We start from the raw sequence: 18,763 nt of genomic DNA on the forward strand, positions 1-18,763 counted from the left end.
TTATTGCTAAAATACTGAATTAGAATGAATAATTAACGAAAATAAAATAAAAACTTGTTTGTGTTGATAACATATTAGCTAATTATTTAGTTTTACTACGTCATTTTTGAACAATAAAAGAGCTAACTGTATTACTTTTAGTACCAAATCAGTATAAAAACAATACAGTAATGTATCAGCTTACCTAAAATAATAATTTAGTAAAGTATCACAGATTATATTGGAATATTTTTTCTAACGGTTGACCGAATACAATGGCTATTTTAAAAGCGACCTCTAAAGAAGGTGAATATCTTGCGGCTTCAATCGCTGCTATTGTTTGTCGCGTTACCCCCACAATCTCGGCTAACTGTTGCTGGGTCATTTCTCCGTGTTCAAAACGTAACGCCCTAATCGTATTAGTAATTGGTAATTTTGCCATGCTAGCCTCTATACAATAACCATGCTTCAACACCTTTGCCTATCACGTCACTTAATAGTGCAACAATCACCAATTGATGCAATGGACTTATTGGCAACCCATATTGTGGCCCAATCAACATTGAAAACACCGTGTGTACAACCCCAATTTGCAAAATAAACAGCGACACACTTTTGGCCTTTAACGCTATGCTTTGCTCTCGTTCATCTTTTGCTTGATTGGCATATTTTGCATTAAATGCAGCTAATATAATGTGCATTACAATAAGCATAGCAACCGTTTGTATTGCTAACGAGATCAATAGACCACTGGCCAATGTTACGTCCATTTGTGCCTGTGGTGTCATCGACAGTACTGACTGCATATAATTAAACAATACAATTAAAGTGATAACCATCTCAAGTAATCGTGATTTTTGTGTATAACTCATAACCCACCTTTTAAAGTTAAGTAAAACAAACTTAATGTTAAATATATTTAACATTAAAACTATAAGTCTACTTTATAGCCATGTCAAATATTTTTAACATAAGGTTAGTTATTTAATACATGTGTTCTATAAAAGGAGTGAATCATCAATACAATAAAATTGCGCAGCACTTTGCTTTAATGCTTCGGCTGTTAACCTATCTGCTCCATATACATCACAAGGCACATTATACTGCAGCTTTAAATGACCCAGTAATAAAGCAAAATCACCGTCACCAGAGAGCAAGATAACTTTATCAAGCTTTTTACCGTATTCAAGCATGTCTATTGTGATCCCTACATCCCAATCACCTTTTGCACTGCCATCTCGACGTTGGATAAATGGCTTTAACTTTACTTCAAAACCAATCGCACGAAGAATATTTTGAAACTGAGATTGTTTTTCATCACCTCGATAAATTGCATACGCAATCGCGCAATCAATTTCATATTCATCACTTATTTTTGCCCAAAAAGAATTGTAATCGAAGTTTTTCCGATAGCTCTCTCTACAGGTATAATAAATATTTTGCACATCAACAAAAATACCTATTCGCGGTTTACTTGAGTTCTTACCTGTCACAAGCTCTGATTGTGTACTCGCTGGTATCTGCGTTTGCTCTGTCATGTTATTTTCCTCATAAACATCGTTACCTATTAGGGCGTGCCAAATCTTGTCGTTACTCTATCATCCTTGCTTTTTAATCGTTAGTAACCTAAATTAGTTACATATTCCAATGTAACCACTTTAGGTTACATATTGCAATGTAACCTAAAGTGGTTACTTATCTATATTGGCTATACTAACAGGTATTTTATGATTGCAGTGATAAGTGGTGATGTAATTAAATCACAGAATATTCCCCAGCATGAGTACGATGCAATGCTGTACCAGCTTGATCAAAGCCTAAGAGCTATAACTCAAACATGGCAAGGGCAAAGTACGCTTTATCGCGGTGATGCATTTCAAATTCAGCTCCAGCAACCGCAATACGTTTGCATGGTTGCCTTACTGCTATATTTAAATATAAAAGCAGCTGGGTATGAAATCCGCCAAAGTCTAGCCATTGGCGAAATTGACAACGCACGTGCAGATATCAAAACAGCGACCGGCTCTGCATTTACAATGTCAGGGCGCAGTTTAGATGAAATAAACAACCAACGGTTAATTTTAAATATAACCAATCAAAATATAGACCCTGGTCTTGCGCTAAATATAGCTTTTGTTGATACCTTGTTGACTAAAATGACGGCAAAACAGGCAAATGCTCTGTATGTGTATTTAACCGCAAAAAACAAGCAGCATAGCGAACTGGCAAAGCAATTAAAAACAAGCCGGGAAAACGTAACCAAATTACTCAATCTTGCACACTACCAATTAATTGAACGATTTTTACATTATGCTGAAGATACAATTTCGACTCTCAAAGGAGTCAAATCATGAGTTTTAGTGTATTGATGGCTGCATTAGTAATTGGCCATATATTAGCTGACTTTTACTGGCAACCGATGAGTTGGGTCAATAATCGTAACACGCGTCATTTTCGTGCTAAAAAATTGTATTTACATGTACTCGTTCATGGCGTAACGACCGCTTTAATTGTTACATGGTGGGAGCTTATTTATGGCTGGCAAGACGTATTACGTATTTGTGGCGCAACAGCTATCGTTATGGTGACCCATTATCTCATTGACCTCGCTAAATCGTATTCAAGCAAAGGAGTCGTGCCTTTTATATTTGACCAGCTTGCTCATGTAGCCGTAATTTTACTATTGGCTATTTGGCTAAGTGATAACAGTGATTTTTTTATAGCCGTATGGCAATGGTTAATTGCACCTTCCACATTATGGGTCTTGTGCGGTTATTTATTAATACTCAGTCCCAGTGCTGTATTTATCCGTATGATGTTGGAGCGAATAACCGCTGGTTTTAGTGCTACAGGCAGTTTGCCCGCTGCTGGGCAAAGTATTGGCATGTTAGAGCGCGTACTAATGCTTACTTTTATTTTATTAGATCAATTTGCGGGGGTTGGCTTTTTACTGGCTGCAAAATCGGTGTTTAGATTTGGTGACTTAAGCGCCAGTAAAGATAAAAAGCTAACTGAATATGTCATGCTCGGTACTTTATTAAGTGTCACCGTTACTCTATTTATTGGCCTAGCAATTAATTATCTCAAGGCATAAAAAAGCGCCATATGAAATGGCGCTAATTAAAACGACTCAGTATAACTTACGAGTTACCTTGTGATCCGCTATTATCTGGGCGACGACGGCGCTGACCACTGCCACTTACTGACTGGCGCTTAGCCCAAGGGTTTTGCGCTTGCTCACCACCAGCTTTATTCGCATCCGGTTTTTTACCTGAGCCACCACGGCGTGGGCCTGTGCCATTTCCACCGTTATTCGGTTTTTTACTGTTTGGTTTACTGTTATCAGACTTAGGCTTATTAAATGGCTGTTTAGCTTTTTTAGGCTTTTTAGGTGCGATTGGTCTCGCATCAAGATCTCGTTCAGGCACACCTTGCGTTGGCTCAAAACCCGGCTCTTTGGCGCGTGGAATTAGCTCACCAATAAAGCGCTCAATACCATATAAGTCAGCAGCATCATCACTTGTTACAAATGAAATTGCATGACCCGTTGCACCCGCACGGCCAGTACGACCAATACGGTGAACGTAATCTTCATAAATGTTAGGTAAGTCATAGTTAACAACATGTGGTAATTCAACTATATCTAGGCCACGAGCAACAATATCAGTCGCTACAAGTACACGTACTTCACCGTTTTTAAATCCATCAAGTGCTTTTACTCGTGCGCCTTGAGATTTATTACCATGAATAGCTGCGCCTATAATATCGTCGCGCTCTAGTTGTTTAACTAAACGGTTAGCACCGTGTTTAGTTCGACTAAATACTAATACTTGTTGCCACTCATTCGTGCGGATCAAATGACTTAACAGCGCAGTTTTACGTGCTTTATCTACAGCATACACTGATTGAGTAACACTCTTAGCGGTGGTGTTTTTGGCTGCAACAGAAATTTCAACAGGATCATTAATTAACCCTTTTGCAAGCGCACGAATATCATCCGAAAAAGTCGCTGAGAACATTAAGTTTTGACGTTTAGCCGGTAACTTACTGATGATACGTTTAATATCATGAATGAAACCCATATCAAGCATACGGTCAGCTTCATCAAGCACAAGCACTTCAAGGGTATCGAACTTCAGTGCATTTTGATTATGTAAATCCATTAACCGACCAGGCGTTGCAACTAAAATGTCAACACCTCTGCGTAAACGTTGCATTTGTGGATTTATTTTAACACCACCATACACAACAAATGAGCTAATATCAGAGTGCTTTGCATACTCTTCAACATTTTCGCTTACTTGCAATGCAAGTTCTCGTGTTGGCGTTAAAATAAGCGCACGTACTTGATTGTTTTTAGCTCTTTGACCTTTAGCCAATGACTCAATAAGCGGCAATGTAAAGCCAGCTGTTTTACCTGTACCCGTTTGTGCTGCGGCCATCACATCACGACCTTCAATGATCGCTGGAATGGCTTGAGCCTGAATTGGTGTTGGCGTTTCATAGCCCTTTTCTAAAACTGCATTAACTAAAGACTGTGATAAACCTAACCCATCAAAACTCATATAAACTCTCTTTTAAATAAGGCCAAAGCGGCCAGTTGCGCGCATTATACCGATCGTGACCAATAATGCATTGAATATTCACGTTTACAGCAAGACAGCTAATACAACAATAGTGTCATGCAGAGCAAAGCCTAAGAGTAATACCAATCTGGATAGATGTGGGGTCTATTTAATTCGTTAAATTGTTCAAATATTTATGCTGGTTGGTATAAGGCCTTATAAAACACAAAAGCGGCACAATGGCCGCTTTAGGAAAACGCTTATTACGTGAGCATTATTTAACCCCTAACTCACGCAAGCGCTCTTGTAAGTAGCTATCAGCCGTGTATCGCTCAGACAAAACAACGTCCGGGCGTGGGTGTAAAAACAAAGGAAGAGAAATACGCGACTTTGTAGACGCTTTGCCCGTAGGATTAATTACACGATGAATAGTCGATGGAAAATAACCACCCGATGCCTCTTGAAGCATATCGCCAATATTAATAATTAGACTGCCAAAATCACACGGCACGTCTAACCAACCACCATCTGTTTTTTGCACTTGCAAGCCGGGCTCATTTGACGCTGGTAATACTGTTAATAAGTTTATATCGCCATGTGCAGCAGCACGAATCGCACCGGGCTCTTCATCGCCAGTCATTGGCGGATAATGAAGAATACGCAGTAATGTTTGTTCAGAATTCGCAATCATATCTTTTAAATCAATCGAGAATTTAGCGCGCACATCAGCAGGTGCTTCAGCTTGTACCCAGCTTAATAGCTCTGCTGCAAATTCGTTTGCTAAACGGTAGTACTCACGCACATCAGCTTCAAGTTCAGCAGGAACACGACCATTTGGATAAACATGAAAGTACTCTTTAATATCTTTTACCGTAAACCCTTTTGCCACTTCTGACACTGACGGTGGGAAATAACCATCTTGCGTTTCTTTTGAAAATAAGAAGTCATTTTTTTGTTCTGAATTAAAAAAAGCCTGCCAATTTTTATAAATTGACTCAACCAATGACTGTGGTATTGGGTGATTTTTTAATACACCAAAGCCCGTATTTCTAAGAGACTCAACAAATTGAGCGGCCGCATCGCTCGCTTTATAATCAACGGTAGGTAATTGCATGTTCGTATCCAATGAATTAAGTTGTCAAAAGCCTTTGCTAATCATAGCAGTTGCTCCATTGTAGCGCTTCGCGAGAATAATAAACTAGCCTTAAAAACATAAGGACTTATGTCCGCCTTAATTTGGTAAGCGCTTATTACTTGATGTAAATCAAAATGTTGCTATTGTAGGTAAAGCACGAAACTAATTGAAATCATAAGCACAATTTTATGGTCTACTCTTTCATATCCTATTTCGATAATATCTTTCAATCCTAAAAGGTCACCTATGCGCCAAAAAATTTCTTTTAAAAGTGGCGACTTAACACTCGCCGGACAACTTGAAATGCCCACCCGTGAGATAAAATTTTACGCCCTATTCGCACATTGCTTTACCTGTGGTAAAGATATCGCTGCCGCCAGTAGAATTAGCCGAGCACTCACTCAGCAAGGCATTGCGGTATTACGCTTTGATTTTACAGGCCTTGGTAACAGTGACGGTGATTTTGCTAACAGTAATTTTTCATCAAATATTCAAGATTTAGTGGCCGCAGCAGATCACTTACGTGATCATTATAAGGCTCCCCAGTTATTAATTGGTCATAGTTTAGGTGGTGCCGCTGTACTTGCGGCAGCAGAACATATGAATGAAGTTCAAGCAATCACAACAATTGGCGCGCCATCAGATGCACAGCATGTTGCCCATAATTTTGCTGCTCATTTAGACGAGATCAACAGCGCTGGTGAAGCAAAAGTCAGCTTAGCTGGTCGAGAATTCACCATTAAAAAACAGTTTATAGACGATATTGCTAAATACGATAGCAGTCATATTAGTAAGCTTAAACGCGCGTTATTGGTGATGCACTCCCCCATTGATGCCACGGTTAAAATCTCAGAAGCTGAAAAAATATACGCTGCGGCAAAACACCCTAAGAGTTTTATAAGCTTAGATGATGCAGACCATTTACTCACCAATAAAGAAGACGCAGACTACGTGGCACACATAATTGCCTCATGGGCAACACGCTATGTAAAATATGATAAAAGTGAATACACAGCCAAGCTTAATAATGGCAATGTACTCGTTGAAGAAAAAGACCATGTATTTACTCAGCACGTCAGTACTAAAGATCACACATGGCTCGCTGATGAGCCTCTTAAAGTTGGCGGCAGTAATTTAGGGCCAGATCCTTATCACCACTTATTAGCTGGCCTTGGTGCATGCACATCTATGACGCTGCGTATGTATGCAAACCGAAAAAACCTATCGCTAGAACACGTCAAAGTTGAACTTGAGCACACTCGTGACTACCACACTGATTGTCACGATTGCGAACAAACCGGTCATCTTGAAGCAATCACACGCAAAATCACCCTAGTGGGCGATTTAACAGACGAACAACGTCAGCGCCTGTTGGAAATAGCCGATAAATGCCCGATACATAAAACCTTGCATAATAATCCACTGATCGTAAGTGAATTAGTAAACTAATAAATTTCTTACATTGCGTGTAGTGTATGTAATAGCCATTACGCGCAAACCTTCTTAGCTATTTTGTAAAAACTGTATTATCTCTTGGCTCATTCGCTCAACTAACCAGTTAGGCCCACCGTCATACATATCGTTATGGCGTGATTTTGCTATTAAAATTTGCGTAACAGGATACTGCACAAGCTCTCGGCTATTGAGCAAAACATCGCGATCAGCAGGATAATCACTGCCGCGCAGCGTTAAAACCCGAATGTTTTTATTGCGAGGTAATAACATACGGCGATGATCTAAGGTGATCACATTACTCACCTCATTTGGGTAGATAGCTGCGTAGAGTGCAGATATATCACCACCATTTGAGTGACCAAATAAAGTCAGGTGGCTAAAATCATACGCCGGATATTTAGCGGATAATTTCTCAACTAAGAATTTCAGAGTGACTACACCACGATGCCAATTTTCTATTCGCGTTGCCATGTAGGGAGGATTAGAGTTAAGCGCAGGATCATTTTTTAGTTCATGAGCTACAGCAATGCTTAAATAACCCTTAGCTGTAAAAACATCTACCGCAAACTGATAGTCAGTATGCGCAATCCCATAGCCAGCACTAATAAATGCCACTGGGCATTTTGTTTGTTGGCTGCAATGCTCGTTATATGCTGGTAATGAAATACTGATCGGGATCGCGCGGTCACGCGCTTTATCAACAATCACTTCGCTGTTTGTTGCCGAACTCGCGGTTACACTGACTATGAGAAAACAGAAGCTCACAAAGTACTTAAAAGGTAGTGGCATTAATTTGCTCGGCTTATTTTATTTAAATTACAAAGTACTTTAAGGCTTTGAATATTAATTGCAATAAAACGAAGTGCTAAGAACGATTAACAGTCTTAAAGAAAGAAATAATTATTTTAAATTTATGCGATAATAGTGCCATTGTCCTAACGTTTATTTAGAAAAGAACCTATCCATGAAATCATACAATAGCATCGAAGAACGTATCGATATTTTACAAAGCAGAATTGAAGCGTATAAAGCTGAAATCGAAACGCTAGAAACAGAGCCAAAAAATAATAACGAGCGTATTATTTTTAAATTTATTGAAACAGGTAGTACAGGTAAAACTAAAGATTTTGTACGTGAGTTAGGTATTAAATCGCCGCGTGATAGCTTGTATTCGTCAGGTGATGTATCAAAACTAATTAAAGATGGTGCAAGTGATATTACCCCTGCACTACTTGATATCGCCAGAGCACTTGCCAGCGCACGAAATAAAAATGGCCCTGCCTGCTAATTCAGCTCTAAATTAGCCGTGTAATAACGGCTAATCTACCAGTTCGATATCCAGTCCACTGAGTAAATTTAACGCTTCACAACGCTCAAACTTCGCATTACTAACATTATTATTTTTTATATCAATATTAAAATTCGTCGCGCCGACAAAGTTTGCTTTACTCAAATGTGTTTGATGAAACAGACTATCTCTAAAATCAGTGTCACTAAAATTACTAGCCGCTAAGTTAGCGTGTCTAAAATCAACATCTTTCGCAAAACAGCCAGTCATAGTCAGCTTTTTTAACACTAGCTCATAAAACGAGCTATGACTGAGCTGGCAATTTTTAAAACTCACCGATGATGTAAGTGCTAGTTGCGGCCAATTTACCTGCGCCCATTGAATACTATTGAGTTTACAATCAACAAAACTTACGTCTTCAAGCGCGCTATAACCCCAATTCAAATCGCTCAAGTTACAGTTAATAAATTCGCACTCAATAAAACGGCAATTACTAAACTGGCTGTCACTGAAATCACATTCAATAAACTGGCACTGCTCAAATTCTATGTTACTAAAACGTTGTGCGTTGACAGCACATTTTGAAAATTGCTGATCGTAATAGTCGCTTTGTGAAAATTGATCATTTACCACCATAACACCCTCCACAGATACGAAAAACCCTTAGACTCACATCTAAGGGTTTGAGATTTATAACGTATTTAAATACTTATTCTGCTGACTTTTCAGCTTTTTCAACAACACTAATTGCCAACTCTGACAATGAGTCTACATTGGCTTTGCTTGGTGCGTTGGTTAATAAACACGATGCTTGTGTGGTTTTAGGGAAAGCAATCACGTCACGAATGTTATCAGTGCCGCACAGTAGCATTGCTAAACGGTCTAAACCAAACGCAAGACCGGCATGCGGTGGCGTACCGTATTTTAGTGCTTCAAGTAAGAAACCAAACTTATCTTGTTGCTCTTGTGCATCAATGCCTAAGATTCTAAATGCCGCTTCTTGCATATCGGCGTTGTGAATACGTACCGAACCACCACCTACTTCGTAGCCATTTAATACCATATCGTATGCATCTGAAATAGCCGCTGCAGGGTTTGCTTCAAGTTCGCTTGCGTTCACATCTTTCGGCGCAGTAAATGGGTGATGAACGGCATGTAATGTGCCTTCGTCATCTTCTTCAAACATTGGGAAGTCAACAACCCAAAGTGGTGCCCAGCTATTAAGATTTGTGATTTCTAAATCAAGGCCAATCTTAATGCGTAGTGCACCCATTGCTTCATTTACTGTGTTGCGTTTATCAGCACCAAATAAAATGATGTCGCCAGTTTGTGCGTTAGTACGCGCAAGTAGTTCGTTGATCACGCCTTCATTTAAAAACTTAGCGATTGGTGATTGTACGCCTTCAACGCCTGCACCGCGATCGTTTACTTTCATCCAAGCAAGACCTTTCGCACCATAAATACCGATGAACTTAGTGTAGTCATCAAGTTGCTTACGCGAAAGTGATGCACCGCCTGGTACTGTTAATACTGCAACACGGCCTTTTTCATCATTTGCAGGACCAGAGAATACTTTAAACTCAACGTCTTTTACTAAATCAGCAACGTCAATCAGTTTCATTGGGTTACGTAAGTCTGGCTTATCAGAGCCATATAAGCTCATTGCCTCAGAGTATGGCATGATTGGGAACTCACCCAAATCGACATCTAGCAACTGTTGCCACATTTCGCGGATCATTTTCTCTGTCATACCACGGACTTGATCAGAGCTCATGAACGAGGTCTCTATATCTATTTGGGTAAATTCAGGTTGGCGATCAGCACGTAAATCTTCATCACGGAAACATTTAACGATTTGGTAATAACGGTCAAAACCAGACATCATCAACAATTGTTTAAACAATTGTGGAGACTGCGGTAATGCGTAAAAGCTGCCTTTATGAACGCGACTTGGTACTAAGTAATCACGCGCACCTTCTGGTGTTGCTTTAGTCAGTACTGGGGTTTCGATGTCTAAAAAGTTATTTTCATCAAGAAAGCGACGCACAAAGCTACTTGCTTTAGCACGTAGCTTAATACGGTCACTCATTTCTAAACGACGAAGGTCTAGGTAACGGTATTTTAAACGACGCTCTTCAGAGTTTACCTGATTAAAATCAAGCGGTAATGGCTCTGAGCGGTTGATGATAGTTAAGCCTGTGCCTAAAATTTCAACTTCACCCGTTGCCATATCTTTGTTGATTTGGCTCTCTGGGCGTGCACGAACAACCCCTTTTAACTGTACGCAAAATTCTTGACGTAACGTATTCGCTGTATCCATTAAGCCTTCAACTTCAGGATCGAATACAACTTGTACTAAACCTTCTCTATCGCGTAAATCGACAAAGATAAGTCCACCAAGGTCACGTCGTTTATTGATCCAACCACATAATTCAACTTCTTGATCTACGTGTGTTTTATTTAGTTGTCCGCAGTATATAGAGCGCATAGTATTCCTGTCAGTGTAAAGACCAATAGCCGCTTCCCCTAAAAATTGCTGTTTTGGAGGGAGATAAGCCACTATTTATAAATCATTTTAGGCTGGGTATTATACCCAAGTTACCTCAAGATGCGAGTGTCGTTGGAATTAAACTTATATGAAACGCTGCATTTTGTCATTTGATCTAACCTGTATCAATGCGACCTAAAAAACCACTTCTATGCTTTGAGTTTACAGATTTGATATACTTGCTAAAACACACAATTTTATAGCCATTTTATGTTGTATTTAGGGTGTCCGCAGTGGTCAAGTACCGCGTGGAAAGGCAATTTGTTATCTAGTCACTGTAAAAATGCTGATATGCTGCGAGAATACGCGCGTACATTTAATTCAGTTGAGGGTAATACCAGCTTTTATGCCGATCCAAGTGCCGAGTCACTGACACGTTGGATTGAATCAGTGGACAGTGATTTTAAATTTACCTTTAAATTTCACCGACGTTTTAGTCATGAGTTACAGCTTACTCATATAGATGACGCGCTCAGCGCATGGTTTACCTTATTTGAACCAATATTGCCCCACATTGGGCAAATAATGCTGCAATTGCCAAGTAGCTTTAGCCCTCAACAGCTCCCCCTATTAGCGCAATTTATTACCAAACTCCCTAAAGGCTTAAGCTACGGCGTTGAAGTTCGTCATCCTGAATTTTTTAAAAAAGGCGCAGCCGAAATTGCCCTTAATCAGCTATTAATAGCAAATAACATCAATCGTATCGCTATGGATACCCGCGCATTATTTGCAGTCAAACCAAATACCGATGCGCTCATTGATGCCCAGCAAAAAAAGCCACATTTACCTGTGCATGCCATTGCGACTGGCAGTCAACCTATGGCTCGTTTTGTGATTGCCGATTTAGATCACGACTATAAAAGCTATTACCAACCGTGGCTGAAAAAAGTGCAACAATGGCTTGAAGAAGGCAAACACCCGTATGTATTTTTTCATACTGCAGATAACCGTCAAGCACCGTTATTAGCCCGCGAGTTTTGCAAAGATTTGGCTTATGAACACCCAGTACTTAACCCCTTCATTGGTGAAAAAGAAGCCAGTCAAGCAAGTTTATTTTAAATTCCGCTAAAATATAATTAACAATAAAGAAGCATTGAATGAGTGATTTTAAACGCTATTTTACCGGCTACCCAGAGCAAATTGTCAACCAAGTCATAGAGCTTATTGATAATGATAAACACGGCGCATATTTAACCAAGAAATACCCTCGCCCTCACACCATCACTAGCGATAAATCGTTATATGCTTATGCCACCGAGCTTAAAAAACGCTATTTAAAAAACGCGCCGCCGTTTGGCCGCGCCGCATATAAAAAGCAAGGTGACATGGTCACTAATGCGCTCGGTACTCATACGTATCGTATGCAAGGTAAAACCCGTAAACATGATTTGGCCATAAACAGTGACTTACTGCGCGCGCCCGAGGAATTACTAAAAGCCCTAGTTGTACACGAACTAGCCCACTTTAAGGAAAAAGACCATAACAAAAGCTTTTATGCTCTTTGCTGTCACATGGAACCCCTATACCACCAGCTAGAACTCGATTTACGAATATTTTGTGTGTTAGTAACGCAAGGAAAGAATCCATATTTAAAGTAAACATTATTGCCCACGACAAAAAGTGGCAACTCCATTGATTTTGCTAACAAACAAATCTACTGAGTAACCGTAAATTTAGTTAAACCAATCAATTGCCCAGATTCGGTAACAACCTGTACTTGCCACTTACCAACTGAGTTTGCTGGAAAGTTTACTTTATGTGTCCATGCTCTATAACCTTGCTCTCGTCCGCCTGTAATATTTAATGCAATACGGTCAACAACATTATTGTTAAGTAGCCAAACATGAAATACTTTTTCATTTAGCCCTCTCGGCGCTTTAACCGCGGTCCAGCTATACAAACCAAGCTCATGCAATGAGTGAGTATCTAGTTGCTTGATACTCCCCACAGGTTTGCGGTGTTCCACATCAACTTGGTGAGATAAAGTGATATCGGTTAATCGCAAAGCCGCTGGCGGCACCCAACTGCGTAACTGCCATAAACCCGCACTTAAAATGCAAAGCAGTAAAACTAACAAAGGAAAACGCCACCATCGAGCATTAGGCATCAAGTTACCTAAACTAGGTAGAGTAAAAATAATTGCGGTTATTAATGCGACTCCTAAGCTTTGGCTTGTAGTGAGATTAAGTAATATTGGCAAAGTGACTAAAATAACCACAAACAATGCAAAGTTATGAAATACCGTAAAGAAAATGCTGTGTTTAGCTAATTTTTTATAATAAAGCGGATCAACAACTGATATAAACGCACAGAGTATGATTAGTGATGTAAAAATAGCTTGCGGATGATTCCAAGAAGTAACAGCAAGAAAAAAGGGTAAAGCAAAAAACAAACTTTCTTGTTGCACCATTTGCAAAGCAAAACGCATAAAATTAGGAGAAACTGCTACGCCAAAGCGCTGCTCTACTTTATCCCGCAGCCAGTTATCTACAATCAACCATACCCAACTAACTAGCAGTAGTATGGCTATAATTTGCGAGAATGACTCTTTACGCTCAACCAACACATAACTTGCTACACCACTACAAAACGCAAATACCGCCAATAAACCCGGCCGCTTTTGCATCATCATAATAAATTTTGTGATTAAATTTTTAAAATAACTCATTTAATAGAGGATCCGCATAAGTCTGTATAATTGCAGCTAGCACCACATCTTAATATATACATGAAAGTATTACATTTTTTGTTGTTAAAATTAACGAAGAAATAACTATTGCTATCAAGCTTGTTAACGATAACTACGTGAGATCTCTTCACTCACCCAATGCAGCAATTGTTTTATTGCTTTTGAAAGCACCTGGTTTTGCCGCACAATGTAACCTAAACTCGTAGTTGGAAACTGTGGTAAGGCGGTGACGGTGGTGGTTAAATTTGCTTTACTGCGCAGTGAAAACTCCGGCACGATAGCAACACCAAAACCCGCTTCAGCCCAATCAATTTGTGCATCCACACTGCCCACTTCCATCACCCGATAATTTGGTAAATTTAAAGATGGCAAAGCACTATCGAGCAAGTCTCGGGTTCGCGTATCATGGCCTAGTAAGATTAATGTTGGCGGCTCAGTCAGTGTAATATTGTTATCGTTTTTGGTTTGTTGCCATAACTTTAGATGATTACCTAATGCACACCATTTTATCTGCTGTAATTTCGTAAAATGCAGCGGCTCACTTTCTTTTTGGGCAATAACAAATCCTAAATCTGCCTCAGCACTTTTAACCAATGCTGACGCTTGCGAAGACGTTGTATTGAGCAAAGTAAAGTCAATGCCCGGAAACTGGCATTTAAACAACTGAAAAGGCTCAATCAACAATAAACGAGAAATTATATCACTGGCGGCAATTGTCAGTGTGCCTTGGCGTAGTTCATTAATCGCATTTAAGTCAGATTGGCAAACTTGTAATTCCCATAAGGTTTTTTGTCCAGACTCTAATAGCCGTAAACCTGCTTGGGTCAAACTAAAGGGATTACGTTCTATCAATTTTACCCGTGTCATTTTTTCTAGTTGCTTAATATGCAAACTAACATTGGGCTGTGTCATATGCAGTGCGTTGGCGGTTTTACCAAAATGTTTTAGTTCCGCTAATGTGACAAAGGTTTTTAACCAATGAATATCTAACATCTTGATGACCTTAATTATCTAAAATCGATATGAAATTCTTATCAGGATAATAATTATAATTAATTTCTCTTATTTAGATAGTGAGCATACCATATTCATTCAATCAATTTGGAGATTAAATTATGCCGTCAATTGTTGTTGTAGGTGCAAACTGGGGTGATGAAGGCAAAGGCCGTATCGTCGATTTTTTAGCAGAGAACGCATCTGCAAGCATTCGCTTTCAAGGTGGTAACAACGCCGGTCATACCGTTGTAAATGAGTTTGGCACGTTTAAACTACACCAATTACCAAGCGGCATTTTTAATCCAGATTGTATTGCCGTATTAGGCCCAGGTATGGTGATAAGCCCTGCTGCATTAAGCGAAGAAATCGCTGAAGTTAAAACCGCTGGCGTTGAGGTAAAGCTGAGTATTTCTGATCGTGCAACCCTTTGCTTGCCGTTACACGCCCTTGAAGACACCCTCGAAGAAGTACGTCTAGGTGACGCCGCTTACGGCTCTACTCGTCAAGGAATTGCACCCGCATACGGCGATCGCGTAATGAAAAAAGGCATTTTAGTTGGTTGGCTAAATCAACCTGAGGTTTTATTAGAGCGCATTCGGTTTATGCTGGATTGGAAAATGCCGCAGCTAAAAGCCCTATACCCAAGTTGTGATTATTCACAAACAGCAGAACAAATAACTCAGTGGCTGTTAGACGTCACTACCCCGTGGCGTGAGTTTATTTGTAATGTAACAGAGCCTTTAAAAGCCCTGCAAAAGCAAAATGCCAATTTATTGTTTGAAGCACAATTAGGTGCAGGCCGCGATTTAGTTTACGGCGAATACCCGTATACTACATCATCAAACGTTACTGCCGCCTATGCAGGAATTGGCAGCGGGCTGCCAGCTTTGCACCCTGAGCGTGTTATCGCTGTGGCTAAATCATTTAGCTCATCTGTCGGTACAGGCACATTAGTTACCGCCATGGCAGAGCAAGACAATTTTCGTGAAAGCGCGAACGAATATGGCGCAGTGACTGGCCGCCCACGTGATATGGGTTATTTTGACGCAGTTGCCACCCGTAACGGAGTTGAATTACAAGCTGCCACTGAAATTGCATTAACTAAAATTGATTGCCTATCTGGCATGAAAGATTTAAGAATATGTGTTGGTTATGCCGGCGATCACAGCGAAAACCCTATTTGGCCACAAACAGCAGCCTTAACGCCAATCTATGAAAGCATGCCAGCGTGGGATGAAGATATTACTGGTTGTCGTACCTTCGACAGTCTGCCTACTGCAGCGCAGCACTATGTAGAACGCATCGAAACACTGATGGGGGTACCTGTAAGTATGGTGTCTGTGGGCCCAGAGCGTGAGCAAATGATTATTCGCTAATATGTATAAATGGGTTTCATTTAGAAACCCATATTACTAAAGTCTTGGATCCAGATTAATTAAAAAGTGGATTCATACTTAAATCTAAAAGCGCAAGGTACACTCGCGCTCTTGTTTTTATACTTACAGCTTTAAAACTCCGTGACTTTACAGCCCAAGCTCTGCCATAAAATCGTCATCAGCGTCGATTGCTTTTGCATCATCCGCAGCTTTCGCTTTTTCAGCTTTTTGCTTTGCCTCATTTTCAATAATATCGTCAGGATCTATAGCCTCTACGATATCAAAATCATGCAATTTGATAAATTCAGTTTTATCCATCGCTAATTCTAAATAAAAGATATTTTGCTTAGCGGTGGTAAATGTCACTCGCCGTGCTTGTGGTCTATCCATAGTGGTATCAACAGATATTTGCACTTGCTTGTTGATGGCCATCATTTTAGGTTGATTTTGGGTGATAGAAGTATGTAGTTGCTCACGCACTTTTGACGTAAAGTCACCCACAATTTGGTTCATTAATTCACCAAGTACATTTGATACATCATCAGATAAATGACTGTGGGCAATCTCATTTTCAGGCATACCCATATTACGCATATAATCGTGATAAATTTCCATCGCAGCTTGCGAAGTGAAGTTTGTAATAACTAAACCAGTAAACCCACCATCGAACAATACAAAACAGCCAATGTCTGGACGCATACAGGTACGCGTTATTTTTTGTACCATTGCTGAGTAACTAATGCTGTTGCCGCTGGCTGAAGAAAGTACTCCCGTTACGGAGTGACAAAGAGTGGCCAATATATCATCTGTGCTTATTACTTTACTTTTACTCATAAACTTCTCTTTTTATACTTGTTATTCATTATTCTAGCCAAGCTACTGAAATTATCACTGACTATCCAGTATAAAATGCTAAAATAGCCCTATTATTTTTCAAGAGACTGTTTGTGTGAACATAAAAGACAGTATTTATGCCTCTGAGCAAGCCGTTAAAGATTTTAGCTTTGACCAACATGTAGTAGAAGTTTTCCCAGATATGATCCAGCGCTCTGTGCCGGGTTACGCCACTATTGTAAGCACCATGGGCAAATTAGCGGGTCAATACGCACAGAGTAATTCAAACTTATATGATTTAGGCTGCTCGCTTGGTGCGGTTACATTGAGTATACGCCGTAATATTCGTACCGATAACTGCCATATTATTGCGGTCGACAATTCAGAGGCCATGGTTGAACGGTGTAAACTGCATTTACACGGCTTTCGCTCAGAAGTCCCTGTTACAGTAACGCTTGGTGATATTAACGAGTTAAATATCGAAAATGCATCAGTCGTCGCAATGAATTTTACGCTGCAATTTATACCACCAGCACAACGCCAAGCGGTACTTGAAAAAATATACGCAAATTTAAAACCCGGTGGCGTATTATTGTTAAGCGAAAAAGTTAAAGGTGAAAATGAGCAATGCGATAATTTGTTGATTGATTTACATCATGACTTTAAACGCCACAATGGCTATTCTGAATTAGAAATAAGCCAAAAGCGCACGGCAATTGAAAATGTAATGCGTCCAGATACGCTAAACGCACACCTTACACGGCTCAGTGATATTGGTTTTAGCCAAACTCAAGTATGGTATCAATGTTTTAATTTTTGCTCATTAGTAGCAATTAAGTAATTTAGGAAATATTTAATGTCTTCATGGTTTAATCAATTTTATGCTGCCATTGCGCAAAGCCCTCTTAGCCATTGGCTCGAGACATTGCCTAGTCAATTAAAACATTGGCAAAATGAGGCCAGTCACGGTGACTTGCCTAAATGGCAAAAAGTGTTAAAAAACCTGCCAGAAGTAACAACCAAACATGTAAATATCACTGATAAAGTGCAGATTGGCGCACCCGGCGAAATGACCGACGGCGAACAAAAGCAAACAACCCATTTATTAAAACGCATGATGCCGTGGCGTAAAGGTCCTTTTAGCCTACACGGCATTGAGATTGATACTGAATGGCGCAGTGACTGGAAATGGGATCGTTTACTGCCACATATTGAGCCTCTTAAAGGCCGTACAGTATTAGATATTGGCTGTGGTTCGGGCTATCACTTATGGCGTATGCGTGGTGAAGGCGCTGAGTTTGTGGTCGGCATTGACCCTTCTGATTTATTTTTATGTCAGTTTCAAGCTATCAAACATTTTAACCCTGATGAAAACGTTCATTTATTGCCACTTGGCGTTGAAGCTCTCCCGGAATTAAAAGCCTTTGATACTGTATTTTCAATGGGTGTACTTTATCACCGTCGTTCACCCATTGATTTTTTAGCCCAACTAAAGGCACAACTTCGCCCAGGTGGTGAATTAGTACTTGAGACCTTAGTTATTGAAGGCGATGAAAATACAGTATTAGTACCGACTGACCGTTATGCAAAAATGCGTAACGTGTGGTTTATTCCAAGCACCGCGGCTCTTAAGCTATGGATGGAGCGTGTTGGCTTCAAAGATGTGAAAATTAAAGACTGTGCAATTACAACACTTGAAGAACAACGTAAATCAGATTGGATGGAAAACGAATCGCTTATCGATTTTCTCGATCCAAATGATACCACTAAAACCATTGAAGGCTACCCAGCCCCCTTGCGTGCAATTCTGACTGCAAAGGCTTAATACAAAAGGGACTAAGTTTTAGGTGCTAGGAACTACCTAGCACCTGTTAGCTAAATCTATTGTGTCATTATAC

Annotated in this window: 20 protein-coding genes; 9 read left to right on the forward strand and 11 right to left on the reverse strand. The window is 39.9% G+C overall.

Features of this window, described 5'->3' with window-relative positions:
- Positions 1–208: 208 nt before the first annotated feature.
- From HJP15_RS07710 to HJP15_RS07720, 3 genes are all read right to left on the reverse strand, one after another.
- A complete protein-coding gene (locus HJP15_RS07710; protein WP_170173422.1) occupies positions 209–421 on the reverse strand; it encodes a helix-turn-helix transcriptional regulator in 213 nt (70 codons plus the stop codon).
- A 1-nt stretch (position 422) separates the two neighbouring features.
- A complete protein-coding gene (locus HJP15_RS07715; RefSeq protein ID WP_054455517.1) occupies positions 423–851 on the reverse strand; it encodes a hypothetical protein in 429 nt (142 codons plus the stop codon).
- A gap of 126 nt (positions 852–977) precedes the next feature.
- Positions 978–1,517 carry a LabA-like NYN domain-containing protein gene (locus HJP15_RS07720; protein ID WP_170173423.1) on the reverse strand — a complete coding sequence of 180 codons (540 nt, stop codon included), beginning with the start codon at positions 1,515–1,517 and terminating at the stop codon, positions 978–980.
- Positions 1,518–1,706: 189 nt separating this feature from the next.
- Here HJP15_RS07720 and HJP15_RS07725 point away from each other — a divergent pair, with 189 nt between their 5' ends.
- Positions 1,707–2,333, forward strand: coding sequence for a hypothetical protein (locus HJP15_RS07725; protein WP_170173424.1), 627 nt, complete (start codon positions 1,707–1,709; stop codon positions 2,331–2,333).
- Positions 2,330–3,073, forward strand: coding sequence for a DUF3307 domain-containing protein (locus HJP15_RS07730; RefSeq protein ID WP_170173425.1), 744 nt, complete (start codon positions 2,330–2,332; stop codon positions 3,071–3,073). The genes HJP15_RS07725 and HJP15_RS07730 overlap by 4 nt, the downstream gene beginning before the upstream one ends.
- 46 nt (positions 3,074–3,119) lie before the next feature.
- On the opposite strand, the gene HJP15_RS07735 is transcribed toward HJP15_RS07730, so the two are convergent.
- Positions 3,120–4,544: a DEAD/DEAH box helicase gene (locus HJP15_RS07735; RefSeq protein ID WP_170173426.1), complete on the reverse strand. Its 1,425-nt coding sequence runs from the start codon at positions 4,542–4,544 to the stop codon at positions 3,120–3,122.
- Between the two features lie 274 nt (positions 4,545–4,818).
- Positions 4,819–5,658: an isopenicillin N synthase family dioxygenase gene (locus tag HJP15_RS07740; RefSeq protein WP_054455511.1), complete on the reverse strand. Its 840-nt coding sequence runs from the start codon at positions 5,656–5,658 to the stop codon at positions 4,819–4,821.
- A 267-nt stretch (positions 5,659–5,925) separates the two neighbouring features.
- Here HJP15_RS07740 and HJP15_RS07745 point away from each other — a divergent pair, with 267 nt between their 5' ends.
- Positions 5,926–7,128, forward strand: coding sequence for a bifunctional alpha/beta hydrolase/OsmC family protein (locus tag HJP15_RS07745; RefSeq protein ID WP_170173427.1), 1,203 nt, complete (start codon positions 5,926–5,928; stop codon positions 7,126–7,128).
- A gap of 54 nt (positions 7,129–7,182) precedes the next feature.
- On the opposite strand, the gene HJP15_RS07750 is transcribed toward HJP15_RS07745, so the two are convergent.
- Positions 7,183–7,923, reverse strand: coding sequence for an alpha/beta hydrolase (locus tag HJP15_RS07750; protein WP_170173428.1), 741 nt, complete (start codon positions 7,921–7,923; stop codon positions 7,183–7,185).
- A 175-nt stretch (positions 7,924–8,098) separates the two neighbouring features.
- On the opposite strand from HJP15_RS07750, the gene HJP15_RS07755 reads away from it, so the two are divergent.
- Entirely contained in the window at positions 8,099–8,422 is a 324-nt protein-coding gene (locus HJP15_RS07755) for a hypothetical protein (RefSeq protein WP_054205640.1), read from the forward strand.
- Positions 8,423–8,452: 30 nt separating this feature from the next.
- Here HJP15_RS07755 and HJP15_RS07760 read toward each other — a convergent pair whose 3' ends face one another.
- Together HJP15_RS07760 and aspS are read right to left on the reverse strand one after the other, a co-directional pair.
- Positions 8,453–9,058: a pentapeptide repeat-containing protein gene (locus HJP15_RS07760; RefSeq protein WP_170173429.1), complete on the reverse strand. Its 606-nt coding sequence runs from the start codon at positions 9,056–9,058 to the stop codon at positions 8,453–8,455.
- A gap of 73 nt (positions 9,059–9,131) precedes the next feature.
- Entirely contained in the window at positions 9,132–10,910 is a 1,779-nt protein-coding gene (gene aspS, locus HJP15_RS07765) for an aspartate--tRNA ligase (RefSeq protein WP_170173430.1), read from the reverse strand.
- 270 nt (positions 10,911–11,180) lie between these two features.
- Here aspS and HJP15_RS07770 point away from each other — a divergent pair, with 270 nt between their 5' ends.
- Complete coding sequence (locus HJP15_RS07770; protein WP_170173431.1) at positions 11,181–12,029, forward strand: DUF72 domain-containing protein; 849 nt, start codon at positions 11,181–11,183, stop codon at positions 12,027–12,029.
- 38 nt (positions 12,030–12,067) lie between these two features.
- Positions 12,068–12,568 carry a M48 metallopeptidase family protein gene (locus HJP15_RS07775; RefSeq protein ID WP_064435915.1) on the forward strand — a complete coding sequence of 167 codons (501 nt, stop codon included), beginning with the start codon at positions 12,068–12,070 and terminating at the stop codon, positions 12,566–12,568.
- A gap of 56 nt (positions 12,569–12,624) precedes the next feature.
- Here HJP15_RS07775 and HJP15_RS07780 read toward each other — a convergent pair whose 3' ends face one another.
- Positions 12,625–13,638: a DUF5924 family protein gene (locus tag HJP15_RS07780; protein ID WP_170173432.1), complete on the reverse strand. Its 1,014-nt coding sequence runs from the start codon at positions 13,636–13,638 to the stop codon at positions 12,625–12,627.
- A 123-nt stretch (positions 13,639–13,761) separates the two neighbouring features.
- Entirely contained in the window at positions 13,762–14,652 is an 891-nt protein-coding gene (locus HJP15_RS07785; protein ID WP_054205633.1) for a LysR family transcriptional regulator, read from the reverse strand.
- 122 nt (positions 14,653–14,774) lie between these two features.
- Here HJP15_RS07785 and HJP15_RS07790 point away from each other — a divergent pair, with 122 nt between their 5' ends.
- On the forward strand, positions 14,775–16,031 hold the full coding sequence (locus tag HJP15_RS07790) for an adenylosuccinate synthase (RefSeq protein WP_054205632.1): 1,257 nt from the start codon (positions 14,775–14,777) through the stop codon (positions 16,029–16,031).
- Positions 16,032–16,178: 147 nt separating this feature from the next.
- Here HJP15_RS07790 and HJP15_RS07795 read toward each other — a convergent pair whose 3' ends face one another.
- Complete coding sequence (locus HJP15_RS07795; protein ID WP_054205631.1) at positions 16,179–16,865, reverse strand: DUF3334 family protein; 687 nt, start codon at positions 16,863–16,865, stop codon at positions 16,179–16,181.
- 115 nt (positions 16,866–16,980) lie between these two features.
- Between HJP15_RS07795 and cmoA the strand changes: the two genes are divergently transcribed.
- Together cmoA and cmoB are read left to right on the forward strand one after the other, a co-directional pair.
- Positions 16,981–17,706: a carboxy-S-adenosyl-L-methionine synthase CmoA gene (gene cmoA / locus HJP15_RS07800; RefSeq protein ID WP_169327030.1), complete on the forward strand. Its 726-nt coding sequence runs from the start codon at positions 16,981–16,983 to the stop codon at positions 17,704–17,706.
- A 15-nt stretch (positions 17,707–17,721) separates the two neighbouring features.
- Positions 17,722–18,690, forward strand: coding sequence for a tRNA 5-methoxyuridine(34)/uridine 5-oxyacetic acid(34) synthase CmoB (gene cmoB / locus HJP15_RS07805; protein WP_170173433.1), 969 nt, complete (start codon positions 17,722–17,724; stop codon positions 18,688–18,690).
- Positions 18,691–18,763: the final 73 nt, after the last annotated feature.

The organism is Pseudoalteromonas sp. NEC-BIFX-2020_002 (assembly GCF_013002825.1).
In the GTDB taxonomy this organism is placed as follows: domain Bacteria; phylum Pseudomonadota; class Gammaproteobacteria; order Enterobacterales; family Alteromonadaceae; genus Pseudoalteromonas; species Pseudoalteromonas neustonica.